The following is a 20,530-nucleotide window of genomic DNA, read 5'->3' as shown; positions in this document are numbered from 1 at the left end:
CGCGACCAAGGTCAAGCCGCAGAGGGCGCCTACGCGCCTTGCGCCACGTTGCGCAGCGCCCGCGCGCGGGCTTCGGGGATGGCGCTGACCTCAACCCCGGTGAAGACGTGAAGCGTGTTCATCGCCTCATCGATCACCGCATGGTCCGAAACCCAACCGCCCATGCCCAGATAGGTCCGCAGCAAAGGGGGCATCGCCAGAAACCCCCGCCGCGCATCGGCCGGGCGTGCGGCAAGCGCCTGCGCAAAGCGAAAGACGCGCGGTGCCTTGACCCTGGGAAGCCACCTGCGCGGCGCGAGGTGTGACTGGCGCAGAAGGCTGAACGCCTCGGCATGGGCGTCAGCGTCGGTTCCGGCAAAGGATGCACAGCCGAAAAGAAGGCGCGCGCCATGGCCGTCAACAATGCGGGTCATCATCCCCCAGGCAAGGCGCAGGATGTCGGGATCCGGCTGGCCCGGGGCCACGCAAAAGCGTCCCATTTCGACCAGCGGGCCGCGAAACTGCACAAGCTGAGACAGATCATAGTACTGTGCTGAATAGCTGCGCCCGATCGCCTCCCCCTCGGCCAGAACCATCAGACGGTAGCAACAGACCAGATCGCCGCTTTCCCGATCTTCGACCAGCACATGCAGGCAAGTGCTGTCGAAGTCATCGGCATCGGATCCGGCGCGTCGATGAAAACACAGGTGGCGCAGGGCTTGGGCGCGCGCAACATCCTCGGCCGATCCGGCAAGTCTGGCGCGGTAGCGTCCACGATGCAGCGATTCCACCTCGGCCTCCTGTCCACGGATCGGGCGCGACAACAGCTCACGCGCCCTATGTCCATTGTAGCAGCCGGCTGCGACGCCTGCGTGACCGTCAGTCGACGATGTCGCTGGCGCGCAGGCGACCGACGTTGCCGAACAGCTGCTGCAGGAAGCCCACGCCATGCACGTTCGTCTCGGTCACACGCCGCGACAACGTGACGACGCGCCCCTCTTCAAGCCCGAACCGTTCGACGTTGCTGACCTTGCCAGCCTCCGTGAAGCTGATCGCGACGACCTGGCGGTCGATCTCTTGCGGTGCGCGCGCGCCGTAATGGCGCCAGCGGCTTTGAACGAAATACCAGCCCTGATCGTTCAACAGGCCCGAGGCAGTGGGGCGTCCCAGCTTTTCAGCCACGGTTTCGCGGGTATCGACGCCGACGGTGATCTGGGCAAGGTCCTTATCGCTGGGCGCGTAGCCATGGTCGCGATAGACCGGCGAGCATGCCGCGATCGCAACGGCACAAACTGCCCCTGCGAGCCAGGTCGCCATGCGCCGCCCGAACCGCCCGAACCCTGCTGCCGCCATGTTCTTCCCCGCTTGCGACCGGCGGGTCTTGCCTTTGCGGCCGCCCCAACCTAATCCGAATACCAGACATGCCCGGGCCTTGCGGCCAAGCACAGGCACCGGCTTACAGAAGGACGGGCCGCTGTTCAAGCGAAGGAACGCATCCCGGCCTTGCCGCCCAAGCGGAGAGATGCAGATGACCGGCCCCGACCTACCCCTTTCCCACCCTCTGCGCGTCGCTGCACTGGCCGCGCGAAAACCCACACGATTTGACCTGAAACCCGATGCGACCGCGCTTTCGGCGCTGGCGACCGTTCTGGGAATCACTGCGGTCACGGACCTGCGTTTCAAGGGCGAGCTGCGCCCGCATGGGCGCCACGATTGGGATCTCGATGGCACCCTGACGGCGGTTGTAGAGCAGCCCTGCATCGTGACGCTGGCTCCAGTTCGGACCCGCATCGAAGAACGGGTCGAGCGGCGATATATCGCCGACATGGAATTGCCCGAGGCCGACGAATCCGAAATCCCCGAGGATGACCGGATCGAACCCCTGCCCGATGTGATCGACGCCGGATTCGTCGCGACCGAGGCTCTGGCGCTTGCGCTTCCGCCTTATCCGCGTGCCGAAGGTGTGGAACTTGGCGAGACCGTCCATGCCGCGCCCGGCGTTCAGCCATTGCGGGACGAGGACCTTCGGCCGTTTTCCGGTCTGGCAAGCCTTGCGGAAAAGCTCGGCCTACCCCATAAGGACGGCGAGTAACGGAATCCCCCGGATGGCCCGCAACGTGCAGAAAACACTTGCGCCCGGCCAGAATCCCAGTATGTTCCGCGCCTCGCAAACACCGTGGAACCAGCGGTCGCCGCATATGCGGAATCGGCGGTTACCAAAGAAATAACAGGGGCTTGCCCCCCAACTTACCCGAGGTTGAGACATGGCTGTCCCTCAGAACCGAGTCACCCGTTCGCGTCGCAACATGCGTCGTTCGCATGACGCCCTTGTGGCCGGCAACCCGGCAGAATGCCCGAACTGCGGCGAGCTGAAGCGCCCGCACCACGTTTGCGGCGCCTGCGGCCACTACGACTCGCGCGAAGTCGTCGCGGTCAGCAAAGAAGTCGACGTGGACGAGGACGCGGCGTAAGCCGCATCCCTGCCCTGTTGACAAGAGATGTCGAACGGAACCTCAATTCCGGACCAGGGCGCTGCGCGCACCGTCGTTTCAGTTGACGCCATGGGCGGGGATCGTGGGCCGGCAGCAGTAGTTGCCGGTCTTGTCGCCTCTGCCCGGCGCGACCCGAATATCGACTTTATCCTGCACGGCGACGAAACCGTGCTACGCCCGATGGTTGATCGCCACGGGGAGGTCGCTGCGCGCGTCCAGATCCGCCACGCCCCCCGCGTCGTGACGATGTCTGACAAACCAAGCCAGGTCATGCGCCATGGCGACGGAACGTCGATGTGGTCAGCGATCGAAAGCGTCAAGCAAGGTGAGGCGAAGGTCGCGGTCAGCTGCGGCAATACCGGCGCGCTGATGGCCGTCGCGATGATCCGCCTGCGCAAGCTGCCGGGCGTGAACCGCCCTGCCATTGCCTGCCTCTGGCCCTCGCGTAATCCGGGTGGTTTCAACGTCATGCTGGACGTGGGCGCCGACATCAAGGCAGAGCCCGAAGACCTGCTCCAATACGCGACCATGGGCGCGGCCTATGCCCGCAATGGTCTCGATCTCGCCCGCCCGCGCGTCGGCCTGCTGAACGTGGGCACGGAAGAGCACAAGGGCCGGGCCGAGCTGAAGATCGCCCATGACCGCATGACCGCCGCGCAAGACGCGGCTGGTTTCGAATTTGTGGGCTTTGTCGAAGGTGGCGACATTCCTTCCAGCCGCGTTGATGTGATTGTCACCGACGGCTTCACCGGCAATATCGCCCTGAAGACCGGCGAAGGCACGGCAAAGCTTGTCTCTGAGCTGCTGCGCGAGGCGTTCTCGGCAAGCCTTTTGTCCAGGTTCGCGGCACTTCTGGCACTCGGCTCGCTGAAGCGGTTGCAAAAGCGGATCGACCCGCGGCGCGTTAATGGCGGTGTGTTCCTCGGGTTGAACGGAACCGTCGTGAAATCTCACGGATCGGCAGACGAGACCGGCGTTTCAGCGGCAATTCGCCTTGCAGCACAGCTTGCGCGCTCGGGCTTCAATGATCGGCTCGCCGCCCGGCTTGCATCCGCCGAAGCCGCGGGGCAGGATGCGCCGGAGCAGGAGAGCGGTGAACAAAAATGACAATTCGCGCCGTCGTCGTAGGTGTGGGGCATTATCTGCCCGAGCGTGTGGTGCCGAACGCCGAGTTCGAGCAGACCATCGAGACCTCGGATGAATGGATCAAAAGCCGGTCCGGAATCGAACGCAGGCATTTTGCGGCCGAGGGACAGACGACGTCCGATATGGCGACCCGTGCCGCCGAGGCGGCGATATCTGCAGCGGGTTTGTCGCCCGATGATATCGACGCGATCGTGCTGGCAACGTCGACTGCCGATCTGACATTTCCTTCTGCCGCGACCATGGTTCAGGCCCGTCTAGGCATGACACGTGGTTTTGCCTATGACGTGCAGGCCGTGTGCGCGGGCTTTGTTTTCGCCCTGACAAATGCAAATGCGCTGATCGTCTCGGGTCAGGCAAAGCGGGTTCTGGTGATCGGTGCGGAAACGTTCTCACGCCTTATGGACTGGTCTGACCGATCCACTTGCGTTCTCTTTGGTGACGGCGCGGGCGCAGTGATCCTTGAGGCGCAGGAAGGCGACGGCAGCGCACAGGACCGTGGCATCCTGTCTTGTGATCTCAATTCGGACGGGCGCCACAAGGACATCCTCTATGTCGATGGCGGCGTCTCGACAGGGACAACCGGCTATCTACGGATGCAAGGCAAGGAAGTGTTCCGCCATGCCGTCGAGAAGCTGGCCCAAACCGCGCATGCCGCGCTCGACAAGATCGGTCTCTCGGGTGAGGATGTGGACTGGATTGTGCCCCATCAGGCCAATATCCGCATCATCGAGGGAACTGCGAAGCGTATGCAGGTGCCAATGGATCGGGTGATCGTAACCGTTCAGGACCATGGCAATACCTCCGCCGCCTCGATTCCGCTCGCGCTGTCTGTTGGTGTCGAACGCGGTCAGATCAAGCCCGGCGATCTTTTGGTCACCGAGGCGATTGGCGGCGGTCTTGCCTGGGGATCAGTCGTTCTGCGCTGGTAGGCCTTTAACTTGCGCAATTTGTCGCCTTGATCGCGTCTGAACTGCTGCGCGCAAGTGGTTGATATTGACTCGAAAACCCAAAGCCATCAATCTTCTGGAAAACCCGGGGGGGAATGATGAGCGACAAGACCCTAACGCGCATGGACCTGAGCGAAGCCGTCTTCCGAGAGGTTGGGCTTTCGCGCAATGAATCGGCCGATCTGGTCGAGTCCGTGCTGCAGCATATTTCAGACGCGCTGGTGTCTGGCGAGATGGTCAAGATCTCGTCCTTTGGCACCTTTTCGGTGCGTGACAAATCGGCCCGCATCGGCCGAAACCCGAAAACCGGCGATGAGGTTCCAATCAGCCCGCGCCGGGTGCTGACCTTCCGGCCGTCGCATCTGATGAAGGATCGCGTGGCCAACGGGGCGCACCGCTGAACGGACGCTGACAGATGGACAAATCTCCCGAGGCCTTCCGAACGATCAGCGAAGTCGCTGAGCTTTTGGAGACACCGGCACATGTGCTGCGGTTCTGGGAGACGCGCTTTTCGCAGATCAAGCCGGTCAAACGTGCTGGCGGGCGCCGGTATTACCGGCCTTCGGATGTGGCCCTGCTGGGTGGCATACGAAAGCTGCTGCATGATGACGGCATGACGATCCGCGGCGTGCAACAGATTCTGCGCGATCAGGGGATCAAGGCCGTTTCGGGCATGGCGTCCGCGACGCTGGCGCCGGCGGATGAGCTTGCTGAGCCCGCAACTGAGGTGGTTATAGAGACGCCCCATCCCACCATCCCTGACAATGTGGTTGCACTGACCGACTGGTTGGCCCAGCCCGAGCGCGCAGAGCTTGTGACTGATGTCCCAGATGATGGCGACGAAAACGAGGCGGCGCCGGACGTTTCACCGGAGGAAACCTCTGAGGCCATCATTTTGACGACGGAATCGCGCATCGATACGGCGGCGCACCAAACGAGTTTTGACTTCGGATGGTCGACCGCCGAGGACGTGGTCCTACTGGAAGATGACCCGTCCTCGACCGAAGCAACGCCAGTTGCGCCCGAACAGACTGAGGCGCCGGCACCTTCGGTCGAGCCTGCTGCACCCTGGTTGCCCACGCTGTTCCGCGCGCCGCTGAAGGAATTCTCTGACGCCGACCTGCAGCGACTGCGCGCACTGAAACCCCGGATCATGGCCCTGCACGATCGTCTGGCAGCCACGCAATCGTCGCGGCGCGGATAATTCGCGAAGATGCGTTTTGCCGCTTGCCCCCGCCGGAATTATCGTTATGTATCCGCGCAGTCGGGCCGTGGCGCAGCCTGGTTAGCGCGTCCGTCTGGGGGGCGGAAGGTCGTGAGTTCGAATCTCACCGGCCCGACCAACCGAAAAGGCCCGCCCTTGGCAACAAGGCGCGGGCCCTTTTCTTTTCAGCTGAGAGGCGCGAGATGACGACCGGAGTTCTGCCCGCACAGGCCCTGCGCCGTTTGATCGCCGATGGTATGATTGCCGCCGATCCGGCACTTCAGCCGGGTCAGATTCAACCCGCAAGCCTTGATCTGCGTCTGGGAACAGTGGCTTACCGGGTTCGGGCATCCTTCCTTGCTGGCGCCGGGCGCAGCGTCGCCGACCGCATCGCAGAATTCGAAATGCATCGCATGGACCTGACCGAGGGCGCCGTTCTCGAAAAAGGCTGCGTCTATGTGATTCCGCTGATGGAGCGGCTTCGCCTGCCCAAGGGTGTCACAGCGGTGGCCAATGCCAAAAGCTCCACCGGGCGGCTCGATCTGTTGACGCGCACGATCACCGACGGCGGGGTTGAGTTTGACCGCATCGCCGAGGGTTATGAGGGGCCGCTCTACGCCGAGGTCTGCCCTCGCAGCTTCTCGGTTCTGGCCCGCGCCGGCCAGCGGCTGAACCAGATCCGCTTCCGCAATGGCCAGGCCGTGCTTGACGATGCGGCCCTGGCGCGCCTGCATGCCGCCGAACATCTGGTGGATGGTGAGGCCGTGATTTCCGAGGGCTTGGGCTTCTCGGTCGATCTGCGCCCTGAGGCCGGCGATCTTGTCGGCTATCGCGCCAAGCCGCATACCGGGGTGATCGATCTGGATCGCATCGGATACTACCCGGCGGCTGACTTCTGGGAAGAGATCCGCACCCGCGAGGGCCGCATCATCCTCGACCCCGGCGCCTTCTACATCCTTGTCAGCCGGGAATCGGTCACGATCCCGCCCGACTATGCCGCCGAGATGGCGCCCTATCTGGCGATGGTCGGCGAGTTTCGTGTGCATTACGCGGGATTCTTCGATCCGGGATTCGGCCATTCGGCCGCAGGCGGCAATGGCTCACGCGGTGTGCTTGAGGTGCGATGCCACGAGGCGCCCTTTGTGCTGGAACATGGACAGGTCGTGGGCCGTCTGGTCTATGAACACATGGCCGAACGCCCCGAGACACTTTACGGCGCCGGGATTGCCTCCAACTATCAGGGTCAGGGCTTGAAGCTGGCCAAACATTTCCGCAGCTGACAGCGTCTAGTCTTCAAACAGTTCAGACTGGCCGGTTTGGTCCTCGTCCTCGTCAGACGAGAGCGCGGCACCCGGAAGCGGTCGATTGTCCAGCAGACCGGCAGCGCGCAGGTCTTTAAGGCCGGGAAGATCGCGGGCGGATTCCAGACCGAAGTGGTCAAGGAAGATCTCGGTGACGACGAAGGTAACCGGGCGTCCTGGCGTCATGCGACGACGGCCGAAACGGATCCACTCCATCTCGATCAACTGATCGATCGTACCGCGGCTGACGGCGACGCCCCTGATCTCTTCGATCTCGGCGCGGGTTACCGGCTGATGATAGGCGATGATTGCTAGGGTCTCGATCGCCGCGCGCGAGAGTTTGCGGTTCTCGACCACCTCTTTCTGCATCAGGTGGCCCAGATCGGGCGCGGTGCGAAAGGCCCAGGCGTCACCCACCCGCACCAGACGGACCCCGCGCCCCTCATAGCGGCGGCGCAAATAGGCGATGGCCTCGGCCGGATCACAGCCATGGGGCATGCGGCGGGCCAGATCGGCCACGCTCAGCGGTTCCGTTGATGCAAAGAGAATCGCCTCAACCATGCGCTCCTGTTCCGCAATCGGCGGGGCGTCGAACAGGCTTTGCTCTTGCGGCTCGGTCATTCCCCCTCCTTCCGGCGGATCTGGATCGGGGCGAAGGTCTCGCCCTGCCGGATCTGGATCTGGCCCCGCTTGGCCATTTCAAGGATTGCGGCGAAATGGGCTGCCATTGATGACCGCCGACGCATTGGCGCCCGGTCCCACCCCTCGGGCATCCAGCTTTCAAGGTCAGACCATTCGCCCGCATAGCCGAGCAGGCCGCGCATCCGGTCAAGCGCCTGCTCCATGGTGTAGACGTCATGCCGATCCATCACGAAGGGACGGAATTCGTCCTTGGTCCGGATACGGGCATAGGCGCGCATCAGGTCTATCAGCGAGGCCGAGTAGACCACCTTGCGCGAGCGCTGCACCTCTTCGGGCAAACCGCGGGCAAAGAAATCGCGCCCCTTCTGGTCGCGGGCCATCAGGCGAGCCGCCGCCTCTCGCATGGCCTGAAGGCGCTCCAGCTGGAACGCAAGGTGCGCGGCGAGATCCTCGGCCGAGGGACCTTCGTCAGAGGGATCCGGGGGCAGCAGCAGGCGCGATTTGAGATAGGCAAGCCATGCGGCCATCACCAGATAATCTGCGGCAAGTTCGATGCGCAAGGCCTTGGCCTTGTTCACGAAAAGCAGATACTGCTCGGCCAGTTGCAGCACCGAGATCCGGCGCAGGTCAACCTTCTGCGTGCGCGACAGGGTCAACAGAAGATCAAGCGGCCCCTCAAACCCGTCAACATCGACAATCAGGGCTTCGGCGGCGATGCGTTCGCTGACGCTTTGATCCTTCTGATCTGAGACCCAGTCCCGATCAGACATTCACCATCCCCAGCAATGCATCATGCTCGGCGCGCAGCGCCCCGAGGTCGGCTGCCTCAGGCTCTTGTCGTGCCGCAAGCGCGGCCTCGGCCCGCCTCTCAGCCGAAGGGGTCATGCGCCCTGCCGCAGGTACAACGGCCATCATCTCGGCCAGATCCCCCTTGCAGTGCAGCGCCACGTCACACCCCGCTGCAATCGCGCGGGCAGTCCGCTCAGCCAAGGTTCCGGCGAGCGCCTGCATGTTCAGGTCGTCCGACATGATCAGACCACCAAAGCCGATGTCCTGGCGCATGACTTGCATCATCCGGGCGGAACAGGTTGCCGGTTCACTGTCATAGGCCGCAAAGACGATATGCGCCGTCATGGCCAGCGGCAGGTCATTCAGCGCACGAAACGCTGCGAAATCCGTCGCTTGCAGCGTCGCCGCATCAACCTTGACCGTCGGAAGATCGTGATGGGTGTCGGCGCTGGCACGCCCATGCCCGGGCATATGCTTCATCACCGGCAGGACACCACCGGCAAGATGCCCCTGGGCAGTCGCCCGGCCCATGGCGACGACCGTCTCCACGTCCTCACCGTAGCAGCGGTTCAGCAGGAAGGGATGCGTCTCGGCGGTCGCAATGTCGAGACACGGCGCGCAGTTGCCATCGATCCCGACATCGCGCAGTTCTGCCGCAATCAGGCGTGCCCTGATCCACATCATCCGTGCTGCCTGCCCGCCTGCCTGACGAACGGCGTCAAGCGGCGGCATCCATTCGGACCAATGAGGGGCGCGCATCCGTTGAACACGCCCCCCTTCCTGGTCGATGAAGATCGGCGCATCCCAACCTACGGCCGCGCGCAGATCGCCGGTCAGGCGCCTGACCTGTTCAGGTGTCTCGATGTTGCGGGCGAACAGGATGAAGCCGAAGGGATCGGCCTCACGATAGAACTGGGCCTCGTCGGCGCCAAGCGTCAGCCCCGCGCATCCGAGGATCGTTGCTCCCCGCGCCCCCATCAGCGGATCTCAACCGGAATGCACTCGGTCCCTTCTGCGGAGAGGGCCGAGCAGAACCGGCGGGCATCGGCTTCATCGGCAAAACCCGCGGCGCGCAGGCGATAGAAGGTGCGCCCACCGCTTTCGGCGGTTTGAATGACGCGCAGTTTGCCCACCATCAACTCGCCATAGTTCGAGGACAGGGCATTCCAACGGGCGTCCGCTGCCTCGGCGGAATCGAAAACCCCGAATTGAACGACGCGGGCACCCGTCGGCAAGGCCTCTGGCGCAAGCTGGGCGGCAGGTTGGGAAATCACTGGGACTTGCGGCGCACGCGCGGCAATCGCTGCCGGGCGACGCTGCGGGACCAGCGACTTGCCAAGGCCACCGGGCACAACCGGCGCATCCGCCATAGCCTCGCTCAGGGCGCCCTCGATGCCGAGGTCACTCAGCGGCGCGGCGCCTTGGGCCAATTCTTCTGCCATCGCTATGGCCTGAGCCGTGACGGTGGCAACCGGTGCCGCGGGTGCAATTGCGCCCTGCGCCGGATCAGCGGCCGCGCGCCCGACGGTCAAGGGCTGCGCGGGCGGCGTGTCAACCTGCGGCGGAACAAGGGCCGCGGGGGGGTCCGGGGCAAGGCCGGGCAAATCCTCGACAGCAAGCTCGGCAGGACGCGGCGCGAGCACAATCTCATCCGGCAGCGGAGTCGCGATACCAATCGCCGCCACATCATTGACCGAAAGCCCCTGATGCTCCGTCACTTCGCCGCCCGGATTGTCTGGGGCAACGCGCATCGGCCCGGCCTCGGCCTTCAGGACCGGGATGCCATTCACCTTGCGTTCAGCTATCTGATAGCCCCAGAACACAGCCCCGCCCAGTAGCGCGACTGAAGCAATCGCGCCGACAAGGTTGGTCATGCTTCGCCCGCGCGCGGGTGCGGCTTGTCGCTGGCCGGGTCGCTGCCCGGACTGCCGCGCACGGGTGAATTCATCAAAATTCACATCTGCCATATCCTGCCCCCCGGAAACGGGTGCCGTGGCATCCGCCCGATCTGCCTGCATCTCCCGGCGGGGCGCCATCGTTCAGCGCATTTCCTCGACCGGGGTCACGCCCAAGATAGCAAGACCGGCGCAAATCACAACGCCGGCGGCACGTGCTAGGGCGATTTTCGCCTGAGAAACAGCAGGATCGTCCTGAATGAAGCGCAGGCCGGGCTCATCGTTGCCGCGATTCCACAGTCCATGCAGGTCTGATGCCAGTTCATAAAGGTAGAAAGCCACGCGATGCGGCTCGTTCCCGCGCGCGGCAATCTCCACCAGTCGCGGCCATTCGGCGAGCTTTGCGATCAGCGCCAGCTCTGCCGGATGCGCCAGAAGGGCAAGATTGGCGGCGGAAAGTGTGGCGTCGTCCACCGCAACCCCGGCCTCGCGCGCCTTGCGCAGGACAGAATTGATCCGGGCATTGGCGTATTGCACGTAGAAGACCGGGTTGTCCTTCGACTGTTCGAGCACCTTGTCGAAGTCGAAGTCCAGCGCCATGTCGTTCTTGCGGGTCAGCATCACAAAGCGGGTCACGTCGGCGCCCACCTCTTCGACCACGTCGCGCAGCGTGACAAAGGTGCCAGCCCGCTTGGACATCTTGAAGGGCTCGCCGTTCTTGTAAAGCTTCACCAGCTGGATCAGCTTGATGTCGAGCGGCACACGCCCCCCCGACAGCGCCGAAACCGCAGCCTTCATCCGCTTGACATAGCCGCCGTGATCGGCGCCGAAGATATCGATCAGCTGATCGAACCCACGCCGCACCTTGTTGTAGTGATAGGCGATATCCGGCGCGAAATAGGTCCAGGATCCGTCGGATTTCTTCACCGGACGGTCCACATCATCGCCATGCGCGGTCGAGCGGAACAACGTCTGCTCACGCGGCTCCCAATCCTCGGGCGTCTTGCCTTTTGGCGGCTCCAGCACGCCTTCGTAAATCAGGTCCATGCCCCGCAGGGTGTCGATCGCGGCCTCGATCTCACCAGTGCCGTAGAGCGCCTTTTCGCTGGAATAGACGTCCATCCGAACGCCAAGCGCAGCCAGATCCTCGCGGATCATCTCCATCATCCGGGCGGTGGCAAAGTCGCGCACATCGGTCAGCCAGACGGACTCGGGCTGATCGAGCAGGCTGGTGCCATATTTCTCTTTCAGCGCCTCGCCCACCGGGATCAGGTAATCGCCGGGGTAAAGCCCTTCGCGAATTTCGGGCTCAAGCCCGTTGGCCTCGCGATAGCGTTCAAAGGCCGAGCGGGCGAGCACGTCAACCTGCGCGCCGCCGTCGTTGATGTAATACTCGCGCGTCACGTCCCAGCCTGCAAAGGCAAGCAGGTTGGACAGCGCATCCCCAACCACGGCCCCGCGCACATGGCCCACATGCATCGGGCCGGTGGGGTTGGCCGAGACGAACTCCACGTTGACCTTATGGCCCATGCCGATGGCCGAACTGCCATAGCTGGTACCGGTGGTCAGGATGGCCTTGACCAGGCCCTGCCAGACGACGGGTTGCAGACGCAGGTTCAGGAACCCCGGCCCTGCCACCTCGGCGCTCGCAATACGCGGATCACCGGACAGACGCGCGGCCAGGTCCTCGGCAATAGCGCGCGGCTGCTTGCCGGCGGGCTTGGCCAGTACCATGGCCGCATTGGTCGCCATATCGCCATGCGCCGGATCGCGCGGCGGCTCAACCGCGACGGCAGACATGTCCAGACCGGCAGGCAAGGCGCCTGCCGCGGTCATGGCCTCAAGCTCTGCGATCACAAGGCTGCGCAGTTCGGTGAAAAGGTTCATCTCGTCCGTCCTTCCATTGCCTCCGCACATGCCAGAGGCCGGAAGGCGGGTCAAGTTCGGGCGGGCCTGTGAACGGCAGGGACAAGGAAATGCAAAGCAAGAACCAGCACACACAGCGCCCAGATTGCCGGGGGTGTCGCAGTCAACGCGGCAACCCCGGCCGCGTAACGAGCAGGGTCAACAAAAGCCAGCGCCACCAGCGCCAACACCGAGAGGACGGTGACAGGTCGCAACGCGCGGTTCAGCAGCTCAACCACCGCAGGGATCGGGGCGTCGCCCTCGCCCATGCCGTCTCTCAGGATCGCGGCGATGCGCCGAAGTCGCGCGGCGTCATGCGACAGCCCCAGAAGGTTCATGCCCATTTGGCGGTCCTTTCGCGGTGCTCTGCCGCAGACAGATGAAGGTCAGGGGCAATGAAAGCCTCGGCCCGCGTGATCCAGCCACCCTTTCCACCGTCCTGCCTGCGGCAGAACTTGCGCAGGCGGGGATGGGTATCGCCAAGGGCGTAGTAATAGCCACGGCGCGCCATCCCATAGGCATCCGCCAGACCATCCGGCATCGCCGCAGCCGCCGCATGCGCCACTGCCAGGGTTTTCGGGCCGATCGCCCCGTCATCGGTCAGTGGCCAACCGAGCTGTGTCAGAAGTCGCTGCAGGATTTTCACCGCATTGGCGCCCGCGTTCACCTGCATGTCAAAAACAGACGGTTGCAGGATGGCCGGCAGGCAGTCGATCCCCGGTGCATGGTAATAGTCGCGCAAGAATATCTCTATCGCCTGCGCCTTGCTTAGGCGCCGCACATCGGCGGATGTGATCTGCCGGTCGCCGTCCAGATCCATTCCCAGACGTCGGAGCGTACCGATGGTCACGCCGTATTTGGTGGCGCCACCCGGATCGTCCGGGTCATTCACATAGCCGCCCTCACGGGCGACGATTTCGGCTGCGATGTCGCGGATGTTCTGCATGGCCTGTCCCCAAGTTGCGGGAACAGGCTGTGCGAGGGCGGTTAATCAGCCGGAAAACCAGCGCGCGGTCACGAGTCTGACGGCGCCTTCGGGTCCTGATAGACGCCCTGCTCTTTCAGCGCGTCCATCACCTCTTTCGGCATATAGGTCTCGTCATGCTTGGCGAGGATTTCCGTCGCCTGGAAGGTGCCGCCGACCATCTGGCCGGTGCCGACCATGCCCTGCCCCTCGGAGAAGAGGTCGGGCAAGACACCGGTGAAGGCGACCGGGATGCTTTCCGCGCCATCGGTCACGCGGAAGGTGATCGTCTCACCCTGCCCGCGCACGATCGAGCCCTCTTCGACAAGCCCGCCCAGACGGAACACCTCACCCTCGGCCGGAGGTTCGCTGACGACCTGTGCGGGCGCCCGGAAAAAGTTGATCCCGTCGCGCATCGCATAGCCGATCAGCGCCGTGGCACCCGCCAGCGCCACAAAGGCGAGAGCGATGATCTGGATGCGGCGTGTCTTTTTCAGTCCCTTCATCATCCCCTCCGGCTGGCTGGTGGCGCATCGGCGCCACTGGCAACCAGATTGTTACGGGAAAACGGGCGCCAGCATCAGGCCGTCCGTCTCCTCAAGTCCCAGCATGAGGTTGGCGTTCTGGATCGCCTGACCGGAGCTTCCCTTGCACAGGTTGTCCAGCGTCGCCACCACAAGCGTCCGGCCCGGAATACGGTCCCCGACGACGCCGATATGACAGAAGTTGGACCCGCGCACATCCCTTGTCGAGGGGAGTGCGCCGAAAGGTAGCACCTCGATGAACGGCTCAAGCGCATAGCGGCTTTCCAGCGTCGACCAGACTGTTTCCGCATCGCCCTTGACATAGATCGACGCCAGGATGCCGCGGTTCATCGGTGCCAGATGCGGGGTGAACTGCACAAGCACCGGGCGACCGGCGATCTTGGAGAATTCCTGATCGAACTCGCCAAGGTGGCGATGCTTGCCGCCGGCCGAATAGGCGTGCGTGCCCTCGGATAATTCGGCATGCAGAAGATTCTCTTTCAGCGACCGCCCGGCCCCCGAAACCCCGCATTTGAGGTCCATCATAATATCGTCGAGGTCGATGACGCCCGCCTCTATCAGCGGGCGCAAGGCGAACTGGCCTGTTGCCGCATTGCACCCGGTTCCGGCGACCAGACGTGCGACGCGGATATCCTCACGGTAGAATTCGGTGAGGCCATAAACCGCCTCTGCCTGCAACTCTGGCGCAGCATGGGGTTGCCCATACCACTTTTCATACTCGGCCACGTCACGCAGCCGGAAGTCCGCCGAGAGGTCCACGATCCGCAGATCACGCGGCAGTTCCTTGATCACCGCTTGCGAGGTTGCATGCGGCAGTGCGCAAAACGCCAGATCAACGCGGGCAAAATCGATCTCTTCGATCTTGCAAAGCTTGGGCAGGTTCAGATGACGCAGGAACGGAAAGACCGATGCCATCTCCATGCCCGCCTTGCGATCTCCTGACAGGGCCACGATCTCCATGTGCGGGTGGGTAGCGATCAAGCGGACGAGTTCGGCACCGGTGTAACCAGACGCGCCAAGGATTGCGATTTTCTTCTTCATTTCAGCATGTTCCGAGATGGAATTGACGTATCAGGCAGCTTCGAATGCGATCTTGCGTCGCAAGAACTGCGTGGCTTTGGATGAAACGCTGGCCGGATCACCCGTCGTCAGGAACTTTGAGGTCTTGCCGGGCCCGATGAACTCGGGATGGCGCGTCAGATAGTCGGCAAGGCTTTCGGCCACGAGATTGGCCTGGCTGAAGACCTTGACCTCAGCCCCAAGCGCCTGCTGGAAGGCATCCTGCATCAGCGGATAGTGCGTGCAGCCAAGGATTGCGGCCTGCGGATGCGGCATCCGCCGCTTCAGCGCCTCTACATGCGACTTCACCAGGGCCTCGGCGAGGATCTCGTCCCCCTGCTCGATCGCATCAACCACCCCGCCACAGGGCTGCGCCTCGACGTCAACTCCGATCGCCCGGAACGCAAGTTCCCGCTGGAATGCACGGCTCGCCACGGTCGCGGGCGTTGCAAACAGCGCCACATGCTTGACCGCCACTTCGCGCGGCGGGCTGTTGTCTCCCCATTGCCGCTCGGTCAATGCCTCGATCAACGGGACAAAGACGCCAAGCACCCGCTTGTCCCGGGGTACCCAGGATTCCTGCATGCGTTTAAGCGCCGCGGCACTGGCGGTATTGCAGGCCAGGATCACCAGATCACAGCCCTCCGCCCACAACCGTTCGGTCGCAGCACAAGTCAGGTTGAAGATGTCGTCATGCGTGCGCACACCGTAAGGCGCATGGGCATTGTCCCCGAAATAGACAAAGGGCACATCCGGCAACCTGCGCGCCACGGCATCCAGCACGGTCAGACCGCCCAGACCAGAATCGAAAACGCCAACCGCCATGCCTGCCCCCTGTTTTCGGGTGTCGGGCCCGAGTCGTTTGCCACGGGCCAACTTACCCAATGCACTTAAGGGCAATGGCCGGGGAAATCCACCGGCCATTCGCGCGTCAAGCGGCCAGTCGCGGGGCCGCACCGCCAGCCCGGATGATGGCAATCAGCTCATCCCGACGTTTCGCAGCCTTGGCCGCATTGGCCTCTTTCACCGGGCCATAGCCACGGATCGTCAAGGGAAGCTCGGCCAGTTCCTTCAACGCGCTTTCGGTTGCGGGCGAAAGCAGCGGCAGCAGCGTCTCAAGGTCGGCCTCATACTGCGCGATCAACGCCCGCTCCATCTTGCGTTCCGGATGCCGCGCGAAGGGATCGAGCGCGGTGCCGCGCAGCCATTTCATCCGGGCCAGCAGTCGGAAGATAGGCAACATCCACGGCCCGAACTCTCGCTTCTTCGGCCGACCATCGGGGCCGGTACCACCGAGGATGGGGGGCGCGAGGTGGAAGACGGGGCGAAATTCGCCAGAAAGCTGTTCCTGCGCTTTTTCAACGGTTTGCAGGTGCAACCTCGCGACCTCGTATTCATCCTTGTAGGCCAGCAGCTTGTGGTACCCTTTGGCGACCGGCAGACGCAGCGCCTCGGGCACCGATTTCACACGCTGCAAGTAACGCTCTGCCAGCGCATCGTCCTGCCACTTCCGCAGATGGTCGACCCGGAACGCGATGGGATCAACCGGTGCTGCAACCTTGGGCACCATCAGCGCCCGTGCAGCGGCCGGATCATGCTGCGCCCAACGTCCCAGATCAAAGGCGCGCAGGTTCGCCTCGACCCCGGCCCCGTTCAGGCGCACCGCCTCGCGGATCGCGGCTTCCGACAGTGGAACAAGACCAGCCTGCCACGCCATGCCCAGAAGCACCATGTTGGAGAAGATCGAGTCCCCAAGCGCGACCCTTGCGAATTCCGACGCATCTAGGAAATGCACCCCATCACGCAGACGTGCTTGAAGCGCGATCCGCAAATCACTGGACGGGATACGAAATTCGGTATTCCGCGTGAACTCTCCGGTGACGATTTCGTGGTCGTTCACCACAGCCTGCGTGCGGCCCGAGGTCATGAGGCCAATGGTCTTCGCCCCGGCCGTCACCACGAGATCTCCGCCGATCACGGCATCGGCCTCTCCAACCGCGACACGAATGGCTGATATATCAGATGGTTGCTCGGCAATCCTGCAGTGAATATGAACCGCGCCCCCTTTTTGCGCAAGGCCCGCCATCTCCATCATGCCGACGCCCTTGCCGTCGAGATGGGCTGCCATCGCCAATACCGCACCGATGGTCACGACACCCGTTCCGCCGACACCGGTGATGACAGTGTTATGTGTCCCCCGGATCATCGGCAAAACCGGATCAGGCAACGCTGGCAAGTCGAGTGCCAGCCCCTCGGCCTTGCGGGGCTTTGCACCTTCGAGCGTGACAAAAGACGGGCAGAAGCCCTTGAGACAACTGAAATCCTTGTTGCAGGACGATTGGTCGATCGCACGCTTGCGGCCAAGTTCCGTTTCCACCGGCACGATCGAGACGCAGTTCGACTGCACCCCGCAATCGCCGCATCCTTCGCAGACATCGGTATTGATGAAGACACGGCGGTCGATGTCGGGGAACGCACCCTTTTTGCGCCGACGACGCTTTTCTGCCGCACAAGTCTGCACGTAAATCAGGACAGAGACGCCCTTGCTGCGGCTCAGATCCTGCTGAACGGTCTGAAGCTCATCCCGCGTATGGCGCGTGACCTCGGCAGGGAACTTCGACAGGTCCAGCCCCTCTTTCGGGTCGTGGACAAGGGCAACCCGTGGAACACCCATGGCGAGCACCTCGCGCGCGATGCGGTCGGCAGTCAGTCCACCTTCGTTCGTCTGCCCTCCGGTCATGGCGACGGCATCGTTGAACAGGATCTTGTAGGTGATGTTGGTGCCCGCTGCCAAAGCCGCACGGATCGCCTGAACGCCCGAGTGGTTATAGGTGCCATCGCCCAGGTTCTGAAACACATGGGGACGTTTCGAAAATGGCGCCTCGCCCATCCAGTTCGCGCCCTCGCCCCCCATCTGGGTAAAGCCGCTGGTCTCGCGGTCCATCCACTGCACCATATAGTGACAGCCGATCCCGGCATAAGCGCGCGCACCTTCGGGCAGCCGGGTCGAGGTGTTGTGCGGGCAACCCGAGCAGAAATAGGGCAGCCGCGCCGCAAGATCGCGGGCGTTATCGGCGCGCAGTGCATCAGAGATGCGGGCGAGACCGGCTTTTACCGCCTCGGTTCCGCGCCCTTCTTCGATGAGGATTCCGCCGATCTTTTCGGCGATATGCAGCGGGTCCAACGCATGACGGGTGGGGAACAGTTCTGCATGTGTACGGTCGTGGTGCCAGCCCAGAACACGCCGGCCACGGCGATCGTCAAAGATCGCCTCCTTGACCTGCACCTCGATCAGCTTTCGCTTTTCCTCGACGACGACGATGGCCTCCAGCCCTTCGGCCCAATCATGAAACCCCTTCATGTCCAGCGGGAAGGTCTGGCCCACCTTGTAGGTTGTCAGTCCCAGTCGATCCGCCTCGCGCGCGTCGATGCCAAGCAGGCTGAGCGCGTGGGTGAGGTCGAGCCAGTTCTTGCCCGCCGCAACAAAGCCGATCTTGGCCCCTGGTCTGCCCCAGATCCGCTTGTCCATCTTGTTCGCATGCGAAAACGCCTCGGCCGCGAACCGTTTGTAGTCGATCATGCGCGCTTCCTGCGCGACCGGGGTGTCACCCAGACGGATGTTCAGCCCGCCCGGCGGCATGACAAAATCCGGCGTCACAAACGACAGTCGGTGCGGGTTGCCGTCCACCACCGCTGTGGCCTCGACCGTGTCCTTCATCGTCTTGAGACCAACCCAGAGGCCTGAATAGCGGCTCATGGCCCAGCCATAGAGGCCGTAATCCAGCACCTCTTGCACGCCTGCCGGGCTGACAACCGGCATGTAGGCGTCGACCATCGCCCAGTCCGACTGGTGCAGCACTGATGAGCTTTCGCCGGTATGGTCATCGCCCATGGCCATCAGGACCCCGCCGAAACGGCTGGTTCCCGCCATATTGGCATGGCGCATCACATCGCCCGACCGGTCTACGCCCGGCCCCTTGCCATACCAGAGCGCGAATACGCCATCAAAGCGCCCCTCGCCCCGCAACTCTGCCTGCTGAGTGCCCCAGATAGCCGTGGCGGCCAGATCCTCGTTCAATCCCGGCTGGAACAGGATATCGGCGGCCTGAAGCGCGGTTTGCGCCCGCGCCATCGTCATGTCCACATTGCCAAGCGGAGAACCGCGATAGCCCGAGCAATAGCCTGCCGTGTTCAGCCCTGCCGCCCGATCACGCGCCTTTTGCATCAGCATCAGACGCACCAGAGCCTGAGTTCCGTTCAGCAGGACCGGCGATTTGTTCAGGTCATATCTGTCCGCCAGCGAAACGCCCTGACGGATCACATCTTGCCTGCTCATCGTGCACCTCCCCTTGCAAAACGAACATATGTCCATATTAGGTCAAAATTGCTGACCTACAAAGCGGGAAATTTGCGACACTTGGGCATTTACTCGCGCATTCTCGTTACTATGTAGGGTCGGAAATGTTAGCGGTAGAAAAAAGGTCGAGAGTTGCGGGATGGATTGGGACAAGCTCAGAATATTTCACGCGGTGGCGGATGCGGGCAGCCTGACCCATGCAGGCGACACCCTGCATCTGAGCCAGTCTGCCGTATCGCGACAGATCCGCGCGCTTGAAGAAAGCCTGAACGTCACGCTGTTTCACCGGCATGCACGCGGGCTGATTCTGACAGAGCAGGGTGAGTTGCTGTTTGATGCGACAACCGCGATGGTCAAACGGCTGGACGCCACTGCAGCGCGCATCCGCGACAGTGAGGATGAAGTGTTCGGCGAGCTTCGCGTCACGACGACGACGGGCTTCGGCACGCTCTGGCTCGCACCGCGACTGGCCAAGCTTTACCGCAAGTATCCGGCCCTGAAGATCGACATGATGCTGGAAGAGCGCGTGCTTGACCTGCCCATGCGCGAGGCCGATGTCGCAATCCGGATGAAAGAGCCGAGCCAGGCCGATCTGATCCGTCGCCGCCTGATGAACATCAAGATGCGGCTCTATGCGTCACCCGAATACCTCGCAGAACATGGCACGCCCGAGACGATGGAGGATTTCAGCGCCCATCGCCTGATCTGCCAGCATGCGGGCACACCGCAGGTCGCGGCCGGCGCGCTGCTTGTCGCGCAGCTTCTGAGCCACGACATCCCCTCGACGCTGACCGTGAACAACTATTTCGGCGTGTTGCAAGGTGTGCTGAACCATGTCGGCATCGGCGTCATGCCCGACTACATCACCGAAGACTTTCCGCACCTCGTCCGCGTGCTTCCGGAAGTCGAATCGAACGAGGTTCCGGTGTTTCTGGCCTACCCCGAGGAGTTGCGGCATTCAAAACGCGTTGCCGCCTTCCGCGATTTCGTGACGGAAGAGATCTCTGAGTTCCGCAAGACCCATACGACCTGACCTCATCTGAACGATGGGAAGCACTGACGAAGAAGGTGGCCAAAGCGCCACCTTTTTTCGTTGCCGCACACCAATTGGGCGGGAGGAAAACTTCGCAGCGAAATAGCCATGCGCCGCACGCATGGCGGGCATGCTGCAGGTGCAGCAGGTATTCCCTTGCACTGAATCGCCCACGCGCCTACATCCGTCCTCGAAGGCGGTGGTTGAGAATTCTCCTGCTTCCTTTATACCTCCCTGTTGGACTTGGGCCGAGCTTCTGCTCGGCCTTTTTT

21 protein-coding genes and 1 tRNA gene are annotated in these 20,530 nt (G+C 63.0%); 9 read left to right on the top strand and 13 right to left on the bottom strand.

Translation table 11 applies throughout. The features are described from left to right. Positions 1-29 precede the first annotated feature (29 nt). Positions 30-770: a GNAT family N-acetyltransferase gene (locus FQU74_RS07280; protein ID WP_188781558.1), complete on the bottom strand. Its 741-nt coding sequence runs from the start codon at positions 768-770 to the stop codon at positions 30-32. An 88-nt stretch (positions 771-858) separates the two neighbouring features. Next, positions 859-1,332, bottom strand: a complete 474-nt coding sequence (locus tag FQU74_RS07275; protein ID WP_146285740.1) for an outer membrane protein assembly factor BamE — start codon at positions 1,330-1,332, stop codon at positions 859-861. A gap of 169 nt (positions 1,333-1,501) precedes the next feature. Between FQU74_RS07275 and FQU74_RS07270 the strand changes: the two genes are divergently transcribed. From FQU74_RS07270 to FQU74_RS07235, 8 genes are all read left to right on the top strand, one after another. Continuing rightward, the gene (locus FQU74_RS07270; RefSeq protein ID WP_146285739.1) at positions 1,502-2,071 is read left to right on the top strand and encodes a YceD family protein; all 570 of its coding nucleotides are present in this window, start codon (positions 1,502-1,504) and stop codon (positions 2,069-2,071) included. Positions 2,072-2,243: 172 nt separating this feature from the next. Then, positions 2,244-2,450: a 50S ribosomal protein L32 gene (gene rpmF, locus FQU74_RS07265; RefSeq protein WP_146285738.1), complete on the top strand. Its 207-nt coding sequence runs from the start codon at positions 2,244-2,246 to the stop codon at positions 2,448-2,450. Positions 2,451-2,477: 27 nt separating this feature from the next. Then, a complete protein-coding gene (gene plsX / locus FQU74_RS07260) occupies positions 2,478-3,578 on the top strand; it encodes a phosphate acyltransferase PlsX (protein ID WP_146285737.1) in 1,101 nt (366 codons plus the stop codon). Continuing rightward, positions 3,575-4,546, top strand: a complete 972-nt coding sequence (locus FQU74_RS07255) for a beta-ketoacyl-ACP synthase III (RefSeq protein ID WP_146285736.1) — start codon at positions 3,575-3,577, stop codon at positions 4,544-4,546. Before plsX ends, FQU74_RS07255 begins: the two co-directional genes overlap by 4 nt. 116 nt (positions 4,547-4,662) lie before the next feature. Continuing rightward, the gene (gene ihfA / locus FQU74_RS07250; RefSeq protein ID WP_146285735.1) at positions 4,663-4,965 is read left to right on the top strand and encodes an integration host factor subunit alpha; all 303 of its coding nucleotides are present in this window, start codon (positions 4,663-4,665) and stop codon (positions 4,963-4,965) included. A 14-nt stretch (positions 4,966-4,979) separates the two neighbouring features. Beyond that, complete coding sequence (locus tag FQU74_RS07245; RefSeq protein ID WP_146285734.1) at positions 4,980-5,768, top strand: MerR family transcriptional regulator; 789 nt, start codon at positions 4,980-4,982, stop codon at positions 5,766-5,768. 61 nt (positions 5,769-5,829) lie between these two features. Further along, positions 5,830-5,907: transfer RNA gene (locus FQU74_RS07240), tRNA-Pro, on the top strand. A 64-nt stretch (positions 5,908-5,971) separates the two neighbouring features. Continuing rightward, a complete protein-coding gene (locus tag FQU74_RS07235; RefSeq protein WP_146285733.1) occupies positions 5,972-7,048 on the top strand; it encodes a 2'-deoxycytidine 5'-triphosphate deaminase in 1,077 nt (358 codons plus the stop codon). Positions 7,049-7,054: 6 nt separating this feature from the next. On the opposite strand, the gene scpB is transcribed toward FQU74_RS07235, so the two are convergent. The 11 genes from scpB to FQU74_RS07180 all read right to left on the bottom strand — a co-directional run bounded on the left by scpB (position 7,055) and on the right by FQU74_RS07180 (position 19,189). Beyond that, complete coding sequence (gene scpB / locus FQU74_RS07230) at positions 7,055-7,690, bottom strand: SMC-Scp complex subunit ScpB (protein WP_146285732.1); 636 nt, start codon at positions 7,688-7,690, stop codon at positions 7,055-7,057. Next, positions 7,687-8,481, bottom strand: coding sequence for a segregation and condensation protein A (locus FQU74_RS07225; RefSeq protein WP_146285731.1), 795 nt, complete (start codon positions 8,479-8,481; stop codon positions 7,687-7,689). The genes scpB and FQU74_RS07225 overlap by 4 nt, the downstream gene beginning before the upstream one ends. Next, a complete protein-coding gene (nagZ, locus tag FQU74_RS07220; RefSeq protein ID WP_146285730.1) occupies positions 8,474-9,478 on the bottom strand; it encodes a beta-N-acetylhexosaminidase in 1,005 nt (334 codons plus the stop codon). The genes FQU74_RS07225 and nagZ overlap by 8 nt, the downstream gene beginning before the upstream one ends. Then, positions 9,478-10,467, bottom strand: coding sequence for an SPOR domain-containing protein (locus tag FQU74_RS07215; RefSeq protein WP_146285729.1), 990 nt, complete (start codon positions 10,465-10,467; stop codon positions 9,478-9,480). The genes nagZ and FQU74_RS07215 overlap by 1 nt, the downstream gene beginning before the upstream one ends. Before the next feature lie 72 nt (positions 10,468-10,539). Continuing rightward, the gene (gene argS, locus FQU74_RS07210; protein ID WP_146285728.1) at positions 10,540-12,282 is read right to left on the bottom strand and encodes an arginine--tRNA ligase; all 1,743 of its coding nucleotides are present in this window, start codon (positions 12,280-12,282) and stop codon (positions 10,540-10,542) included. Between the two features lie 50 nt (positions 12,283-12,332). After that, positions 12,333-12,644 carry a hypothetical protein gene (locus tag FQU74_RS07205; protein ID WP_146285727.1) on the bottom strand — a complete coding sequence of 104 codons (312 nt, stop codon included), beginning with the start codon at positions 12,642-12,644 and terminating at the stop codon, positions 12,333-12,335. Next, positions 12,635-13,246 (bottom strand): holin-associated N-acetylmuramidase, encoded by a 612-nt coding sequence (locus FQU74_RS07200; RefSeq protein WP_146285726.1) that lies wholly within the window; start codon positions 13,244-13,246, stop codon positions 12,635-12,637. The genes FQU74_RS07205 and FQU74_RS07200 overlap by 10 nt, the downstream gene beginning before the upstream one ends. A 68-nt stretch (positions 13,247-13,314) precedes the next feature. Then, positions 13,315-13,770, bottom strand: a complete 456-nt coding sequence (gene ccmE / locus FQU74_RS07195; RefSeq protein ID WP_146285725.1) for a cytochrome c maturation protein CcmE — start codon at positions 13,768-13,770, stop codon at positions 13,315-13,317. 51 nt (positions 13,771-13,821) lie between these two features. Beyond that, positions 13,822-14,850, bottom strand: coding sequence for an N-acetyl-gamma-glutamyl-phosphate reductase (argC, locus tag FQU74_RS07190; RefSeq protein ID WP_146285724.1), 1,029 nt, complete (start codon positions 14,848-14,850; stop codon positions 13,822-13,824). Positions 14,851-14,880: 30 nt separating this feature from the next. Continuing rightward, positions 14,881-15,693 (bottom strand): glutamate racemase, encoded by an 813-nt coding sequence (locus tag FQU74_RS07185; RefSeq protein WP_146285723.1) that lies wholly within the window; start codon positions 15,691-15,693, stop codon positions 14,881-14,883. A gap of 106 nt (positions 15,694-15,799) precedes the next feature. Continuing rightward, positions 15,800-19,189 (bottom strand): indolepyruvate ferredoxin oxidoreductase family protein, encoded by a 3,390-nt coding sequence (locus FQU74_RS07180; RefSeq protein WP_170246225.1) that lies wholly within the window; start codon positions 19,187-19,189, stop codon positions 15,800-15,802. 175 nt (positions 19,190-19,364) lie between these two features. Here FQU74_RS07180 and FQU74_RS07175 point away from each other — a divergent pair, with 175 nt between their 5' ends. Continuing rightward, positions 19,365-20,258, top strand: a complete 894-nt coding sequence (locus FQU74_RS07175) for a LysR family transcriptional regulator (RefSeq protein ID WP_146285721.1) — start codon at positions 19,365-19,367, stop codon at positions 20,256-20,258. Positions 20,259-20,530: the final 272 nt, after the last annotated feature.

It is taken from the genome of Gemmobacter aquaticus (assembly GCF_007859075.1).
Lineage (GTDB): Bacteria > Pseudomonadota > Alphaproteobacteria > Rhodobacterales > Rhodobacteraceae > Gemmobacter > Gemmobacter aquaticus.
This window is presented reverse-complemented; position numbering and strand designations above follow the sequence as displayed.

Bases quoted from the DNA above. Each gene is read 5' to 3' on its own strand.
- FQU74_RS07235 (WP_146285733.1), top strand. From the start codon at position 5,972: ATGACGACCGGAGTTCTGCCCGCACAGGCCCTGCGCCGTTTGATCGCC.
- FQU74_RS07185 (WP_146285723.1), bottom strand. From the start codon at position 15,693: ATGGCGGTTGGCGTTTTCGATTCTGGTCTGGGCGGTCTGACCGTGCTG.
- FQU74_RS07200 (WP_146285726.1), bottom strand. From the start codon at position 13,246: ATGCAGAACATCCGCGACATCGCAGCCGAAATCGTCGCCCGTGAGGGC.
- plsX (WP_146285737.1), top strand. From the start codon at position 2,478: ATGTCGAACGGAACCTCAATTCCGGACCAGGGCGCTGCGCGCACCGTC.
- FQU74_RS07215 (WP_146285729.1), bottom strand. From the start codon at position 10,467: ATGGCAGATGTGAATTTTGATGAATTCACCCGTGCGCGGCAGTCCGGG.
- ihfA (WP_146285735.1), top strand. From the start codon at position 4,663: ATGAGCGACAAGACCCTAACGCGCATGGACCTGAGCGAAGCCGTCTTC.
- argS (WP_146285728.1), bottom strand. From the start codon at position 12,282: ATGAACCTTTTCACCGAACTGCGCAGCCTTGTGATCGCAGAGCTTGAG.
- argC (WP_146285724.1), bottom strand. From the start codon at position 14,850: ATGAAGAAGAAAATCGCAATCCTTGGCGCGTCTGGTTACACCGGTGCC.
- FQU74_RS07270 (WP_146285739.1), top strand. From the start codon at position 1,502: ATGCAGATGACCGGCCCCGACCTACCCCTTTCCCACCCTCTGCGCGTC.
- FQU74_RS07245 (WP_146285734.1), top strand. From the start codon at position 4,980: ATGGACAAATCTCCCGAGGCCTTCCGAACGATCAGCGAAGTCGCTGAG.
- FQU74_RS07225 (WP_146285731.1), bottom strand. From the start codon at position 8,481: ATGTCTGATCGGGACTGGGTCTCAGATCAGAAGGATCAAAGCGTCAGC.
- FQU74_RS07275 (WP_146285740.1), bottom strand. From the start codon at position 1,332: ATGGCGGCAGCAGGGTTCGGGCGGTTCGGGCGGCGCATGGCGACCTGG.
- ccmE (WP_146285725.1), bottom strand. From the start codon at position 13,770: ATGAAGGGACTGAAAAAGACACGCCGCATCCAGATCATCGCTCTCGCC.
- nagZ (WP_146285730.1), bottom strand. From the start codon at position 9,478: ATGGGGGCGCGGGGAGCAACGATCCTCGGATGCGCGGGGCTGACGCTT.
- FQU74_RS07255 (WP_146285736.1), top strand. From the start codon at position 3,575: ATGACAATTCGCGCCGTCGTCGTAGGTGTGGGGCATTATCTGCCCGAG.
- rpmF (WP_146285738.1), top strand. From the start codon at position 2,244: ATGGCTGTCCCTCAGAACCGAGTCACCCGTTCGCGTCGCAACATGCGT.
- scpB (WP_146285732.1), bottom strand. From the start codon at position 7,690: ATGACCGAGCCGCAAGAGCAAAGCCTGTTCGACGCCCCGCCGATTGCG.
- FQU74_RS07205 (WP_146285727.1), bottom strand. From the start codon at position 12,644: ATGGGCATGAACCTTCTGGGGCTGTCGCATGACGCCGCGCGACTTCGG.
- FQU74_RS07175 (WP_146285721.1), top strand. From the start codon at position 19,365: ATGGATTGGGACAAGCTCAGAATATTTCACGCGGTGGCGGATGCGGGC.